The 13,696-nt window shown below is 60.8% G+C and carries 13 protein-coding genes and 2 pseudogenes; 8 read left to right on the top strand and 7 right to left on the bottom strand.

What is annotated here, in order from left to right:
* Positions 1-373: 373 nt before the first annotated feature.
* Positions 374-1,477 carry a choline metabolism transcriptional regulator GbdR gene (gbdR, locus tag ACVI9W_RS14140; protein ID WP_038605789.1) on the top strand — a complete coding sequence of 368 codons (1,104 nt, stop codon included), beginning with the start codon at positions 374-376 and terminating at the stop codon, positions 1,475-1,477.
* A gap of 85 nt (positions 1,478-1,562) precedes the next feature.
* Here gbdR and ACVI9W_RS14145 read toward each other — a convergent pair whose 3' ends face one another.
* From ACVI9W_RS14145 to ACVI9W_RS14155, 3 genes and pseudogenes are all read right to left on the bottom strand, one after another.
* The gene (locus ACVI9W_RS14145) at positions 1,563-1,817 is read right to left on the bottom strand and encodes a hypothetical protein (RefSeq protein ID WP_038605791.1); all 255 of its coding nucleotides are present in this window, start codon (positions 1,815-1,817) and stop codon (positions 1,563-1,565) included.
* A 120-nt stretch (positions 1,818-1,937) separates the two neighbouring features.
* A complete protein-coding gene (locus ACVI9W_RS14150; RefSeq protein WP_461530328.1) occupies positions 1,938-2,408 on the bottom strand; it encodes a thioesterase family protein in 471 nt (156 codons plus the stop codon).
* Positions 2,409-2,421: 13 nt separating this feature from the next.
* Positions 2,422-2,712, bottom strand: a pseudogene (locus tag ACVI9W_RS14155) (L-carnitine dehydrogenase); the annotation flags it as partial.
* On the opposite strand from ACVI9W_RS14155, the pseudogene ACVI9W_RS14160 reads away from it, so the two are divergent.
* A pseudogene (locus ACVI9W_RS14160) lies at positions 2,705-3,076 on the top strand (helix-turn-helix domain-containing protein); the annotation flags it as partial. The pseudogenes ACVI9W_RS14155 and ACVI9W_RS14160 overlap by 8 nt on opposite strands.
* On the opposite strand, the gene ACVI9W_RS14165 reads toward ACVI9W_RS14160, so the two are convergent.
* The 4 genes from ACVI9W_RS14165 to ACVI9W_RS14180 all read right to left on the bottom strand — a co-directional run bounded on the left by ACVI9W_RS14165 (position 3,063) and on the right by ACVI9W_RS14180 (position 5,525).
* Positions 3,063-3,482, bottom strand: a complete 420-nt coding sequence (locus ACVI9W_RS14165; RefSeq protein WP_191831295.1) for a DUF3010 family protein — start codon at positions 3,480-3,482, stop codon at positions 3,063-3,065. The pseudogene ACVI9W_RS14160 and the gene ACVI9W_RS14165 overlap by 14 nt on opposite strands.
* 7 nt (positions 3,483-3,489) lie before the next feature.
* Positions 3,490-3,897 (bottom strand): lysozyme inhibitor LprI family protein, encoded by a 408-nt coding sequence (locus ACVI9W_RS14170; protein WP_461530329.1) that lies wholly within the window; start codon positions 3,895-3,897, stop codon positions 3,490-3,492.
* Between the two features lie 112 nt (positions 3,898-4,009).
* Positions 4,010-4,705, bottom strand: coding sequence for a hypothetical protein (locus tag ACVI9W_RS14175; RefSeq protein WP_461530330.1), 696 nt, complete (start codon positions 4,703-4,705; stop codon positions 4,010-4,012).
* 58 nt (positions 4,706-4,763) lie between these two features.
* On the bottom strand, positions 4,764-5,525 hold the full coding sequence (locus tag ACVI9W_RS14180) for a hypothetical protein (protein WP_461530331.1): 762 nt from the start codon (positions 5,523-5,525) through the stop codon (positions 4,764-4,766).
* A 246-nt stretch (positions 5,526-5,771) separates the two neighbouring features.
* Between ACVI9W_RS14180 and ACVI9W_RS14185 the strand changes: the two genes are divergently transcribed.
* The 6 genes from ACVI9W_RS14185 to etfB all read left to right on the top strand — a co-directional run bounded on the left by ACVI9W_RS14185 (position 5,772) and on the right by etfB (position 13,509).
* Positions 5,772-6,749 carry a dipeptidase gene (locus ACVI9W_RS14185; protein ID WP_461530332.1) on the top strand — a complete coding sequence of 326 codons (978 nt, stop codon included), beginning with the start codon at positions 5,772-5,774 and terminating at the stop codon, positions 6,747-6,749.
* Positions 6,750-6,824: 75 nt separating this feature from the next.
* Positions 6,825-7,355, top strand: coding sequence for a DUF5943 domain-containing protein (locus tag ACVI9W_RS14190; RefSeq protein WP_110972473.1), 531 nt, complete (start codon positions 6,825-6,827; stop codon positions 7,353-7,355).
* A gap of 15 nt (positions 7,356-7,370) precedes the next feature.
* A complete protein-coding gene (dgcA, locus tag ACVI9W_RS14195; RefSeq protein WP_461530333.1) occupies positions 7,371-9,431 on the top strand; it encodes a dimethylglycine demethylation protein DgcA in 2,061 nt (686 codons plus the stop codon).
* 119 nt (positions 9,432-9,550) lie between these two features.
* Entirely contained in the window at positions 9,551-11,500 is a 1,950-nt protein-coding gene (dgcB, locus tag ACVI9W_RS14200; RefSeq protein WP_461530334.1) for a dimethylglycine demethylation protein DgcB, read from the top strand.
* On the top strand, positions 11,500-12,723 hold the full coding sequence (gene etfA / locus ACVI9W_RS14205) for an electron transfer flavoprotein subunit alpha (protein ID WP_461530335.1): 1,224 nt from the start codon (positions 11,500-11,502) through the stop codon (positions 12,721-12,723). The genes dgcB and etfA overlap by 1 nt, the downstream gene beginning before the upstream one ends.
* 15 nt (positions 12,724-12,738) lie before the next feature.
* Entirely contained in the window at positions 12,739-13,509 is a 771-nt protein-coding gene (gene etfB, locus ACVI9W_RS14210) for an electron transfer flavoprotein subunit beta (RefSeq protein ID WP_038605821.1), read from the top strand.
* Positions 13,510-13,696: the final 187 nt, after the last annotated feature.

Raw genomic sequence — 13,696 nt, forward strand, 5'->3', positions numbered from 1 at the left:
GCTCATGCATGCCACCTTTTGGCGCAGCACTCGCTAGCGCTTCGATAAACGCCTGTCACCCCGGTCATTTGCGCTTGGGGTGACACATCGTCGATGTCGTTTCTGGGCATCCTTCCCACAAGTGCTACCGAATTGCTCATGTTTCCTACGCAGCGGCGCTAGCACGGTCTTTCCCGTTTAAAACCGGCGCCCGGAACAAAGGCGATTTAGACGCTGCGCGACGTCGTTTTTGGGTTTTATTGAATGCCCATTCAATTTCAGGCATGGCAATTGCGTTGTGATTGGCAAAGCCCCTGCATTCGAATCGGGGCCGTGACAAAAAAAGCCCGTGCCTGCCTGAGGCGCACCCTGCATTGTGTGAGGAGATACCGCGATGACGTCGTACAACTCCGGGACCCCAACCCAGAACCGCGCACCTCAATCCATCGGCTTCCTGCTGCTGGACAACTTCACTCTCATCTCCCTGGCTTCAGCAGTCGAACCGCTGCGCATGGCCAACCAGCTATCCGGCCGCGAGCTGTACCGCTGGAGTACCTTGAGTGTGGATGGTGGTCAGGTGTGGGCCAGCGACGGCTTGCAGATCACCCCGGATGCGGCCATGCACAAGGCGCCGGCCATGGACACCGTGATTGTCTGCGGCGGTATTGGCATTCAGCGCACCGTGACCCGTGAGCACGTGACCTGGCTGCAGAGCCAGGCCCGCCAGTCGCGGCGTCTGGGTGCAGTGTGCACCGGCAGCTGGGCACTGGCGTGCGCCGGTTTGCTCGACGGTTTTGATTGCAGCGTGCACTGGGAATGCCTGGCGGCGATGCAGGAAGCTTTCCCGCGGGTGAGCATGAGTACCCGGTTGTTCACCCTCGACCGTAACCGCTTCACCAGCTCCGGTGGTACCGCGCCGCTGGACATGATGCTGCACCTGATCAGCCGTGATCATGGCCGCGAGCTGTCGGCAGCGATCTCCGAGATGTTCGTCTACGAGCGCATTCGCAACGAGCAGGATCACCAGCGTGTGCCACTCAAGCACATGCTCGGCACCAACCAGCCGAAGCTGCAGGAAATCGTCGCGCTGATGGAAGCCAACCTGGAAGAGCCGATCGACCTGGATGAACTGGCCGTGTATGTCGCGGTGTCGCGTCGCCAGCTTGAGCGCCTGTTCCAGAAATACCTGCACTGCTCGCCGTCGCGCTACTACCTGAAGCTGCGCCTGATTCGCGCCCGGCAACTGCTCAAGCAGACGCCGATGTCGATCATCGAAGTGGCGTCGGTGTGCGGCTTTGTTTCCACGCCGCACTTCTCCAAGTGCTACCGCGAGTATTTTGGCATTCCGCCGCGTGATGAGCGCGTGGGTTCCAATACCGCGCAACAGGTGGCGATGATGCCGATTCCGCAGGCCTTGGTGCTGTCGCCGCTGGCCGGGCCGATGTCGGCGTTGAGCCAGGCGCGTAATGAATCGACGTTTGCCAGTGTAAGGCTCTAAGCGAGGCTTCGGTGGGAGCGGGCTTGCCCCGCGATGCGATGTGACTGACAGATCGCAATCGCGGGGCAAGCCCGCTCCCACCCTTTCAGCGATTCTTGAACTGCGCCAACGCCGGCAAAAGCTGCTTTTCGATTGCCTGACGCACAGCGGGCAGGATGGTCGCATTGCCGGTGTACATCTGCTCAACCATGCCCTTCAGGGCTTTGGCCCGCGGTTCACTCAAACCCCGCACTGCATATTCGCAGGCCTGTTCGGCGCTGGCGTCGGCCGGCATCTCGAAACCCAGGGCGCGCAACTGGCCCAGCAGGTCGTCTTGATCAATCAAATCCGCATGCATCATGGTTGTTGTCCTTGTTTGCAGGTGTGATCGTCAGTCGATTCTGTGGGCACAGGTGCAGGGCGGCAAGGACAGAATGACGTAATGGCTGCTTTACCTAAGAACAGGTCGTTTTCGGGTAAATCAACCTGACAACCCAATCACTCGTCCAACAAACTCAGCTGCTGGCAGGTCAACCTGCTCATCAACAATCCCCTGCAAACGCGCGGCGACCTCTGGCGCAAACGGCGCAGAGCGTGGCCCGGCCAGGTCTACATGCAGCAACATCTGCTCGCTGGCTGCCAACGCCTCGGCAAAACCTTCACGGTGCAGGCTGTGATACAGGTGCAAGCGCTTGCGATCAAAACCGATCACCTGCGTCTGCACCCATACCTGGGCACCCAGTTTTACCTCATGCAGGTAGTTCAGGTGGCATTCCAGGGTAAACAGCGAGTTGCCACTGGCGCTGCGGTTGTCGCTATCGAGGCCGATACGGTCCATGAAGGCATCGGTGGCGTAACTGAAGATCAGTAGATAGAAGGCATCGCGCAGATGCCCGTTGTAATCGACCCAGTCCGCCTGGACCGGGGTTTGATAGGTGATCAGTGTCGGCATCCGAGGGCTCCGTTCAGTCGCTGAAGGCCATGCCATGCTTGGCCTTGGTGGTTTTTACTGCCTCCAGTACGGCCAGCAGGCAATCATCACGATAGCGTTCCAGCGCGCTGATGCTGCGTTCGCCCAACTGTTCGCTGGTGCCTTCGACTACAGCGTCGATCAAGCCGTCAGTCAGCTCCGGCGCTGGCAGGTAGGTCCACGGCAGTTGTAGCGCCGGGCCGAACTGCGCCATGAAGTGGCGCATGCCGGCATCGCCACCGGCCAGGGTGTAGGTGAGGAAGGTGCCCATGAATGACCAGCGCATGCAGATCGCCTCACGCTACGGCATCAGCAACAAGAAGCTGGTGCAGGTGATCGGCGAGATGGAGCGCAACACCGAGCAACCGCTCAACACCCTGGTGCTGGCCGAGTCGGTGCAGGTTACCCGGCGTCAGCTGGAGCGCCTGTTCCGCCTGTACCTGCACGACACCCTCAGCGGCTTCTACCTGCGCTTGCGGCTGGACAAGGCGCGGCAACTGTTGCGCCAGACCGACATGAGCGTGCTGGAGGTGAGTATTGCCTGCGGTTTCGAATCAGCGTCGTACTTCACCCGCTGCTACCGGGGGCGTTTCGAGCGTTGTCCCCGGGAGGATCGCAAGGCTCGAACCGTAAACCTCAGCGGCGCTTGAGCAACACCGCGCAAGCGCTCTTGAAGGCTTCGTGCTGGTATTTGTTCAACGAAGCGGGCAGCTCGATGTTGTGCTTCTTGGCCTGAGCGCTGACGGTCTGTGGTGAAACCAGCTCCACTTCACAATTGTCCAGCAACTGCAGCACGCCTTCGATCTTGAAGGTGGTCGGGCCGCCGGCGAAATCACCTTTCTTGCTGCGCTTCTTGATTGCCAGGTGGCTGATGCCGTGTTCAGCGATGAACTGTCGGGCCTGGCTGGCGAAGGCTTTGACGTTGTCCGCCTGCTCATCGTCTTCCAGACCGATCTTTTTCGTCGCCAGGGCAACATGCACCGGGCTTGCGCCGTCCAGCGTGGCGACGGCGAGCAGCGCTTCGCTGCCTTTGATTTCAATTCCGCAGATTTTCATGCTGTTCTCAATCGGAGTTTTGCAGACCCAGGGACTGCAGGTATTCGGAGCGATCGTCGCTACGTTGGGCCAGGCAGGTATTCAGGGCCGCGTCGAAGGTCTTGCCCGGTTTTTCGTCGAAGGTTTCCACCTTGCAATCGGCATCGCGCAGTTGTTTCCACAAGGTTTCGGCGGCGTTCAAACGCTTGCTGACCTCACTGATCTTCGCGTCCTGCCCGGCATACTGTTCCTTGATGCGATCCAGCAGGTCGCTAAACGCGGCCTCGAGCTCACGTTCGGCGGTGGTGCGGCTGAACAGCGCGCAGTCGTAGTTCTGCTGGTCGGTCTCGACGTTGTCGCACGGCGTACTGTCTTCTTCACTGGCGTGGGCACCAAAGGCCAGGGCCGCCAGGACCAGCCATACCATCGTTCTCATGCAGTCATCCTCTCCAGGGAACATGGGTGCCGATTCTCGCTCAGCGCCATAACCTTGAACAGCGTTACTCGACATTTGTCATGAAGCCTCACGGGCGCCACGCCGGCTTGTGTCAGTCCCTGTCCGGCACCAGCAGGTTGTCAGGTTCGTCCGGGGCAGCAAGCACTGGAACTGTCATTTTTTCCGGCCTATGCTCCAGCACGTTCTGCACCTTTGTTCTGATTTTGGCGTAATCGGCTTTGAGCTGGAATCCGTTGGTCTGGACAAGATAGTTTTCAGCCATTCCAGGGCTGTTCAGCTTGTGGTTCAACCAGTCCTCACCTGACGGACATTCGATGTTCTCAAGTGTCAGATTGCGGGCAAACAGGTTGGTGGCACTTCGCACCACGAGGAGCTCAATCCACACGCCTTTTCGCTGTGCAGCATCGGTGGTTTTGCCGACGGCAGCCTGCAGTGCCAACCTGGCGCTTTCGTTCAGCGAATTGGTGAGCTGGTCGAAGGCGGTAAGCACCTCCTTCTTGAATGGCGGCACTGCCAGGGTGTTGCGCAGCAATTCGAGCAGTGTAAACGTCTTGTTTGGCAAGGGGAGGCTCTCAGTGGCCGTCGCAGTGCGCAGCCAGTGCATACGTGAAAGTCCGATGCCGTATTGGTGTCGCCATTCACCCACCGTGGCGTGTGGGGCTTTGTTTGAGGTCAACTGAGCCAACAGGCTTGACTGCAGGATGTCCTGCTTCTCGCCCGTTGGAAGGCGTGTGTCGATCAGTACGAGTTGCGCCCCATTGATGTAAATGTCGTAGGAACTGTGCATTCTGTTTTATCCTCAACGATCAATGCGTCGGCCGCGACGCGGCCGGCGCTGGTCCTCTTCAGAGCTCGATGTCGGCGAAGTAATCCTCTGCGCCTTTACCCAGGATTTCTTCAAGCCGATTGCGTTGCTTGGCGTAATGAGCCACGTTCAGCTCAAACTTCGCCGCCGCGCGATAGATATCTACCTGGGTTTTTTGAAACGTCCAGAACAGCACTTTTCTGGTCTTTACGGCTTTCTTGAAATCGATGCTCATCAAGATCATCGAAGGCGTGCCGCCACCCGTTTCGGTGCAGGGCAGCGTCTGGAAAGTTGCATAACTTTCGGAAGCGCTGTTGTTTTCCAGAAGACTAAGAGCTTTGCCATTTTCGTCTGTGGCGATCAGTGCTTTTTCTGCGATTGTGACGAACTCCTGGGCACCGCCGGCGGCTGCGCGAATGATGTCCAGTGCGACTTTTTCCATGGAAAACGAGGTGGCGGAAGGCGAATACTGTTGCCGGGCATAGTTGATCGTGTTCCAGCCCATCATCTTCAGTGCTTTGTAGTATTCGTCGGTCCAGCCGCGCAAATTGGTCTCTTTCTGGAATCGTTTATCCGCAATCTGTTGGGCCAATGAAACACAGTTCATGACGTCAGTTGCATTTTGTGGGGACAGGCGGTCGGTCATGCCTATGACCGCCTCACCGATGACTGCACCGTTTTCCTTGCCGGGTTCGATGATGTCGCCAGGCAACGAGGCGAACGAGCTGATCGCGGAGCGCGTGCGGCTCTGCGGTCGCAGGATGATTTCGGAAAAGTATTGATTTACTTCTGATTGGTACATGGTAATTCCTTGGGCTATCCGTTCGTTGTCGGAGGGTCAACGATGGCAGGCAGCTGACAGCCAATCGAGCAGGAGTGAGTTCCTCCAAGGGAAGCGTTTGAAAGCGTCTGCTAGTGAAGCCTTTGACGCTTTCGGTAAACCCCCTGTCGTTTTTGCATCTGGTTCACCTGTCGAGCAGGCATATGCTGGCCCCAAAGCGCCGGCAGACGATTCGGCGCAGGTAATGCCAATAAAGGGGACAGCCTGATGAGCCCAGCCGAATTACACGCCGACAGCATCGTTATCGACGGGCTGATCATTGCCAAATGGAACCGCGAGCTGTTCGAAGACATGCGCAAGGGCGGCCTGACCGCAGCCAACTGCACAGTGTCGGTCTGGGAAGGCTTCCAGGCCACGGTCAACAACATTGCCGCCAGCCAGAAACTGATTCGCGAGAACGCCGACCTGGTAATGCCGGTGCGCACCACCGCCGACATCCGCAAGGCCAAGGAGCTGGGCAAGACCGGCATCCTCTTCGGCTTCCAGAACGCCCATGCCTATGAAGACCAGATCGGCTATGTCGAGGTGTTCAAGCAGCTTGGCGTCGGTATCGTGCAGATGTGCTACAACACCCAGAACCTGGTCGGTACCGGTTGCTACGAGCGCGACGGCGGCCTGTCGGGCTTCGGTCGTGAGATCGTCGCGGAAATGAACCGTGCCGGGGTCATGTGCGACCTGTCCCATGTCGGTTCCAAGACTTCCGAAGAAGTCATCCTCGAATCGAAAAAGCCGGTGTGCTACTCGCACTGCCTGCCCTCCGGGCTCAAGGAGCACCCGCGCAACAAGTCCGATGAAGAGCTGAAATTCATCGCCGACCATGGCGGCTTTGTCGGCGTGACCATGTTCGCCCCGTTCCTGGCCAAAGGCATCGACTCGACCATCGACGACTACGCCGAAGCCATTGAATACACCATGAACATCGTTGGCGAAGACGCCATCGGTATCGGCACCGACTTCACCCAGGGCCATGGCCAGGACTTCTTCGAGTACCTGACCCACGACAAGGGCTACGCCCGGCGCCTGACCAACTTCGGCAAGATCATCAACCCGCTGGGCATCCGCACCGTGGGCGAGTTCCCCAACCTCACTGAAACCTTGCTCAAGCGCGGGCACAGCGAGCGCGTGGTGCGCAAGATCATGGGTGAAAACTGGGTCAACGTCCTCAAAGACGTTTGGGGCGAATAAGCCGCCAGTAACCGTCTTCCGACCCCTGCCACCGGCGCAGGGGCAGCCAACCAAATTTTCTGGAGTTCAGTTTCCATGGCCAAGATCGCCCCGCAATTGCCTATCGAAGTCGACAGCGAGACCGGTGTCTGGACCAGCGATGCCCTGCCGATGCTGTACGTGCCGCGGCATTTCTTCGTTAACAACCACATGGGTATCGAGGAAGTGCTGGGCGCTGAAGCCTATGCCGAAATCCTTTACAAAGCCGGCTACAAGTCCGCCTGGCACTGGTGCGAGAAAGAGGCTGAATGTCACGGCCTGGAAGGTGTGGCGGTGTTCGAGCACTACATGAAACGCCTGTCGCAACGCGGCTGGGGCCTGTTCAAGATCCAGGACATCGACCTGGAAAAAGGCACTGCCAGCGTCAAGCTTGAGCACTCGGCATTCGTCTATGTGTACGGCAAGGTCGGGCGCAAGGTCGACTACATGTTCACCGGCTGGTTCGCCGGGGCCATGGACCAGATCCTTGCCGCTCGCGGCAGTTCCATCCGTACGGTCGCCGAGCAGGTCTACGGCGGTTCGGAAGAAGGCCACGACGACGGCCTGTTCATCGTCAAGCCGCTGTAAGTCGAGGATCCCGCCATGGCTTTCGAAGCAATGTTCCAGCCGATCCAGATCGGCAAACTGACTATCCGCAACCGGGTCCTGAGTACTGCGCACGCCGAGGTCTACGCCACCGACGGCGGCATGACTACCGCGCGCTACATCAAATACTACGAAGAGAAGGCCAAGGGTGGCCTGGGCCTGGCGATCTGTGGCGGCTCCTCGGTGGTGGCCATCGACAGCCCGCAGGAATGGTGGGCCTCGGTGAACCTGTCGACCGACCGGATCATCCCGCACTTCCAGAACCTGGCCGACGCCATGCACAAGCACGGCGCCAAGATCATGATCCAGATTACCCACATGGGCCGCCGCTCGCGCTGGGACGGTTTCAACTGGCCAACCCTGATGTCGCCCTCGGGCATCCGTGAACCGGTACACCGCGCGACCTGCAAGACCATTGAGCCGGAGGAAATCTGGCGGGTGATCGGCAACTACGCGCAAGCCGCGCGCCGTGCCAAAGAAGGCGGCTTGGATGGCGTCGAGCTGTCGGCGGTGCACCAGCACATGATCGACCAGTTCTGGAGCCCGCGGGTCAACAAACGTACCGACGAATGGGGCGGCAGCTTCGAGGGCCGCATGAAGTTCGGCCTGGAAGTGCTCAAGGCCGTGCGTGCGGAGGTCGGTCCGGATTTCTGCGTCGGCATGCGCATCTGCGGTGACGAATTCCACCCCGATGGCCTCAGCCACGAGGACATGAAGGAAATCGCCAAGTACTACGACGCCACCGGCATGCTCGACTTCTTCGGGGTGATCGGTTCGGGCTGCGATACCCACAACACCCTGGCCAACGTTATCCCCAACATGAGTTATCCACCGGAGCCGTTCCTGCACCTGGCGGCCGGGATCAAGGAAGTGGTCAAGGTTCCGGTGCTGCACGCGCAGAACATCAAGGACCCGAACCAGGCCACGCGCATCCTTGAAGGCGGTTATGTCGACATGGTCGGCATGACCCGTGCGCACATCGCCGACCCGCACCTGATCGCCAAGATCAAAATGGGCCAGGTCGATCAGATCAAACAGTGCGTCGGTGCCAACTATTGCATCGATCGTCAGTACCAGGGCCTGGATGTGTTGTGCATCCAGAACGCCGCGACTTCTCGTGAGTACATGGGGGTGCCGCACATCATCGAAAAAACCACCGGGTCCAAACGCAAGGTAGTGGTGGTTGGCGCCGGCCCTGCCGGGATGGAAGCGGCGCGGGTATCGGCCGAGCGTGGTCACGACGTCACTCTGTTCGAGAAAAAGGACGCCATTGGCGGGCAGATAAGCATCGCCGCCAAGGCCCCGCAACGCGATCAGATCGCCGGTATTACCCGCTGGTATCAACTTGAGCTGGCGCGCCTGAAGGTCGACCTGCGTCTGGGCACCGCCGCGGATATCGACACCATCAAGGACCTGCGTCCGGATGTGATCGTGCTGGCGGTGGGCGGTCATCCGTTCCTCGAGCAGAACGAACACTGGGGCGCTGCCGAAGGCCTGGTGGTCAGCAGCTGGGATGTGCTCGACGGCAAGGTGGCGCCGGGCAAGAACGTGCTGGTCTACGACACCATTTGCGAGTTCACCGGGATGTCGGTGGCCGATTACCTCGCCGACAAAGGCAGCCAGGTCGAGATCGTCACCGACGACATCAAGCCGGGCGTGGCCATCGGTGGTACGTCGTTCCCGACCTACTACCGCAGCATGTACCCCAAGGAAGTGATCATGACCGGCGACCTGGCGCTGGAAAAGGTCTACCGCGAGGGCGACAAGCTGGTGGCGGTGTTGGAGAACGAATACACCGGCGCCAAAGAGGAGCGGGTGGTCGACCAAGTGGTGATCGAGAACGGCGTGCGGCCTGATGAAGCCCTCTATTACGGGCTCAAGGAGGGTTCGCGCAACAAGGGCCAGATCGATGTCGAGGCGCTGTTCGCGATCCAGCCGCAGCCGATCCTCAGTCAAGCGGGCGAAGGCTATTTGCTTTATCGCATCGGTGACTGCGTGGCCCAGCGCAACACCCATGCGGCGATCTACGACGCCTTGCGCCTGTGCAAGGACTTCTGATCGACCTCTGTGGGAGCGGGCTTGCCCCGCGATAGCGCTGTATCTGACATACCGCTATCGCGGGGCAAGCCCGCTCCCACAGTGTCATTTCCAAAGCACGATTGCTGTGGGAGCTTCCCATGTTGAACACCCTGATCCCCATCCTCCTGTTCGCCGCCCTGGGCCTCGCCGTCCTCGGCGCGCTGCGACGCGTGCGGATGTGGCGCCAAGGCCGGCCGTCCAAGGTCGATCTGTTCGGCGGCCTGCTGGCCATGCCGCGGCGCTATATGGTCGACCTGCACCACGTGGTCGCCCGTGACAAATACATGGCCAACACCCACGTCGCCACCGCCGGTGGCTTTGTGCTGGCTGCGGTGCTGGCGATCTTGGTGCACGGCTTTGGCCTGCACAACAAGATCCTTGGTTATGCCTTGCTGCTGGCCACGGTGCTGATGTTTGGCGGTGCGCTGTTCGTTTACAAACGCCGGCTCAACCCGCCTTCGCGCCTGTCGAAAGGGCCGTGGATGCGCCTGCCGAAAAGCCTGCTGGTGTTCGCCGGCAGCTTCTTCATTGCCACCTTGCCGGTGGCCGGCATCCTTCCCGAAGGCTTTGGCGGTTGGCTGCTGGTGGCCTTGCTCGGCCTTGGCGTGCTCTGGGGTGTGTCCGAGCTGTTCTTCGGCATGACCTGGGGCGGGCCGATGAAGCACGCCTTTGCCGGGGCCCTGCACCTGGCCTGGCACCGCCGTGCCGAACGCTTCGGTGGTGGCCGTTCCACCGGGCTCAAACCGCTGGACCTGGAAGATCCGCAGGCATTGCTGGGCGTCGAGAAACCCAAGGACTTCACCTGGAACCAGTTACTCGGCTTCGATGCCTGCGTGCAATGCGGCAAGTGCGAAGCCGCGTGCCCGGCCTTTGCTGCCGGACAGCCGCTGAACCCGAAAAAACTCATTCAGGACATGGTCGTCGGCCTGGCCGGCGGCACCGATGCCAAGTTCGCCGGTAGCCCGTACCCCGGCAAGCCAATCGGCGAGCACGGCGGCAACCCGCACCAGCCAATCGTCAATGGTCTGGTCGATGCTGAAACCCTGTGGTCGTGCACCACCTGCCGCGCCTGCGTGGAGGAGTGCCCGATGATGATCGAGCACGTCGATGCCATCGTCGACATGCGTCGTCACCTGACCCTGGAAAAGGGCGCCACGCCAAACAAGGGCGCCGAGGTACTGGATAACCTGATCGCCACCGACAACCCGGGCGGCTTTGCCCCGGGCGGGCGGATGAACTGGGCCGCGGACCTCAACCTGAGCCTGCTCAGCGATACCAAAACCACAGACGTGCTGTTCTGGGTCGGTGACGGCGCCTTCGACATGCGCAACCAGCGCACCCTGCGCGCCTTCGTCAAAGTGCTGAAAGCGGCTCAGGTGGACTTTGCCGTGCTTGGTCTTGAAGAGCGCGACAGTGGTGATGTGGCCCGGCGCCTGGGCGATGAAGCGACCTTCCAGCAATTGGCCAAACGCAATATCCAGACCATGGCCAAGTACAGCTTCAAGCGCATCGTTACCTGCGATCCGCACAGCTTCCATGTGCTCAAGAACGAATATGGCGCCTTCGGCGGCGAGTATCGGGTGCAACACCACAGCACCTACATTGCCGAGCTGATCGGCGCGGGTGCGCTGAATCTTGGGCAGCACAAGGGCGGCAGCGTCACCTATCACGACCCGTGCTACCTGGGCCGTTACAATGGTGAGTACGAGGCACCGCGTGAAGTACTGCGGGCCCTGGGCATCGAAGTGAAGGAGATGCAGCGTTCGGGCTTCCGCTCGCGTTGCTGTGGCGGCGGCGGCGGTGCGCCGATCACCGATATTCCCGGCAAGCAGCGGATTCCCGACATGCGCATGGACGATATCCGCGAGACCGCCGCCGAGCTGGTGGCCGTGGGTTGTCCGCAGTGCACGGCAATGCTCGAAGGTGTGGTCGAACCGCGGCCATTGATCAAGGACCTGGCTGAGCTGGTTGCCGATGCCCTGCTCGAAGAACAGGCCCCGGCGAGTAAACCTGCCCCAGCAAAGCGTGAACCTGCGGAGGTGCACTGATGAGCGACATTATTCGCCGTGATCCGCGCGCCGAGTGGATTGCCCGCAACCGCCTGCACCCGCTGCACGCGGCCATGCAACAGGGTCAGCAGCACAGCTGGATGGGCCCCAACGGGGTCATCCGCAAGACCCCCCATGGCGTCGGCTTTATCGGCCCCAACGGTATCAAACGCATCGACCGCAGTGGCGCCCAGCAGGGCACCAGCAACAAGCGCAGTGCGGCGGCGGTGGTGGAGTTGCCGTTGCATCAAGTACTGCAACCGGCGTTCTACATCGCCGTGGTCCCGGACATGGTCGGTGGCCGCCTGGGCAGCCACGACCGCGACCTGCTCGGCCTGGCCCATAGCCTGGCCGGGAGTGACGGCGCGGTATTGGCCGTGGTGTTTGGCGAGCACAAGGAAAACAACTTTTCCACAGCCGGTGTTGATCGCTTGCTGGTCATCGAGGGGGATGAATTCGACGGTTATGCACCGGAGCAACTGGTGCAGGGCCTGCGCGCTGTGGATAACCAGTTCAACCCGCGCCATTGGCTGCTGCCCGACAGCCGCACCGGTGGCGGTGAGCTGGGCCGGCGTTTTGCCGCGGCGATCAATGAACGCCCGGCTACGCGGGTCTGGCAGGTCAAGGACGGGCAATGCAGTGGCCGCGCCGGTGCTGGTCAGCAGGACCTGATTCGCGGGCTGCCACGCTTGATCCTGGCCGCAGCCGAATGCGCCGAGCCGGTCAGTGAAACGCGTCACGAAGCCTTGCCTGAGCAGTTATCCACAAGCGCGGCGCGCAGCCTGCCACGTATCGAAGACCTCGGCCCGGTGGCTGTCGACCCGGCCGCGATTGCCATGGCCGAAGCCGAGTTCATTGTGTCCGGCGGCAACGGGGTCAAGGACTGGGAGCTGTTCCACCGCGCCACCGTGGCCCTCGGCGCAACCGAGGGCGCGTCGCGGGTGGCGGTGGATGACGGCTTCATGCCGCGCAATCGGCAAGTGGGGGCCACCGGCACCTGGGTGACCGCACGGGTCTATGTGGCTGTGGGTATCTCCGGGGCGATCCAGCACCTGCAGGGCATTGGCGCCTGTGACAAGGTGGTGGCGATCAACATGGACCCTGGCTGCGACATGATCAAACGTGCCGATCTGTCGGTCATCGGCGACAGTGCGGCGATCCTCCAGGCGCTGATCGAGGCTGTGGAAAACTATCGCAACGACGCCAAGCGCGACGCGGCATAAGGGCAGGGGACAACTATGAACACCAAGGTCATCAGTCTGGTTTCGATCGGTGCTCACCCCAGCTCCGGCCGCACCCGGCGTGCCGAGCAGGACGCACGGGCAGTGGAGCTGGGCCTGCAACTGGCTGGGGATAACTTGCAGGTGCTGCATGCTGGCGATCCTCAGGAGCCGGCGTTGCGCGCCTATCTGGGCATGGGCCTGGAGCAACTGGATGTACTAGAGCAACCGTCGGGCGCCGATGCCCTCGGGGTACTCGGCGATTACCTGCGCGATGCCGGTGCCCAGCTGGTGCTGACCGGGAGCCAGGCGGAAACCGGTGAAGGCTCTGGCATGCTGCCGTTCCTGCTGGCCGAGCGTCTGGGCTGGCCGCTGGTGGTGGGCCTGGCCGAGGTGGAATCTATCCACAATGGCGTGGCCCAGGTGCTGCAGGCGCTGCCACGCGGCCAGCGGCGCCGGCTCAAGGTGCGCTTGCCGCTGCTGGCAACGGTGGATAACGCCGCACCCAAGCCGCGCCAAAGCGCTTTTGGCCCGGCACGACGCGGTGTGTTGGCTGCCCGCCAGGTACAGATTGTCGAAGACGAGTTATTCACAAGCGCCGAACTGCAGCCGGCCAAACCGCGTCCCAAACGCTTGAAAGTGATCAAGGCCAAGAGCGGTGCCGATCGCATGAAAGCGGCCACGGCCAAGGCCAGCGGTGGCGGTGGACAAGTGCTCAAGGATGTCAGCCCGCAAGCCGGTGCCGAAGCCATCCTCAAACTGCTGGTGGAAGAGGGTGTGCTGCGCTGAGCAGTTGCTCACAAAGTCTGTTGGCCGATCTGTGGATAAAGTGTTTGTGTATCGCTGGAAGGCACGCATGGCGTGCCTTTCGGCGTTATGGTCAAAAAATGATCAGGCTAAGTGACGGATTTTTCGGGCTTTTCTCTCACCGCCTTGGTTGATATTGCCCACAATCGCTGTTGGCGGGTCTGTGGAT

Source organism: Pseudomonas sp. 210_17 TE3656 (assembly GCF_054821965.1).